This is a genomic window from Saccharibacillus sp. CPCC 101409, from assembly GCF_030518235.1.
Classification (GTDB): domain Bacteria; phylum Bacillota; class Bacilli; order Paenibacillales; family Paenibacillaceae; genus Saccharibacillus.
This window is the reverse complement of sequence record NZ_JAULSA010000058.1, coordinates 1-602: the sequence shown is the minus strand read 5'-3', so window position 1 is coordinate 602 and position 602 is coordinate 1. Positions and strand designations below refer to the sequence as shown.

1 protein-coding gene is annotated in these 602 nt (G+C 54.5%); it reads left to right on the top strand.

Translation table 11 applies throughout. From position 1 onward, the window contains the following. Positions 1-602, top strand: a 602-nt coding sequence (locus QWJ34_RS27040; protein ID WP_302732233.1) for a DUF5704 domain-containing protein, incomplete at both ends; no start/stop codon positions are given.

Here is a 602-nt window from a genome sequence, read left to right as displayed (position 1 = left end):
CAAACTTATCATTTCACATGGACGCCTAAAAAGGAAGCGCCCGAGCCCGATGAAGAGAATCCGGACGATGGAGACGAAGCGGAAGCGCCGGAGATGCAGGAAGAGACCGAAACGCAGCAGTATCCGGTGAAGGTTGAACGGAAATTTTCGTATTGGGTCATCGATTCGCTAGGCGTTTATTCGATCGAGCAGGCGGTGCTCAACAATTATGCGTTCAACGGCGAGCGAATTGAACTTTATCCAGCCGGCTATACGCCGCCGAATATCGTCGTCAGGCAGGACGGAACGTACACGGCTGCCGAGAGCCCTGGTAACCTGATCGGCGAACCCGATCCCAAAGAAGTACCCGGCGGAGAAACCAAAGAACCTATTCCGCCTGGCGAGGAGGAAGCCGCGCAGCAGTTCGCCGAAAGCCAAATCGGGAAAGTGAAAGTCCAAAACGATACGCTGACATTCAACGGTCAGACGATTATGGACGGCCGTCAAACCGAGGAGAAAACGCTGGAGCCCAGTCAGATTCCGAGTCCGACCCCAATCGGCCGGGATGTCCTTTACAGTCCGAACAACAGGATCTCGAATACCAAAACCAATCGGCAGAGCGC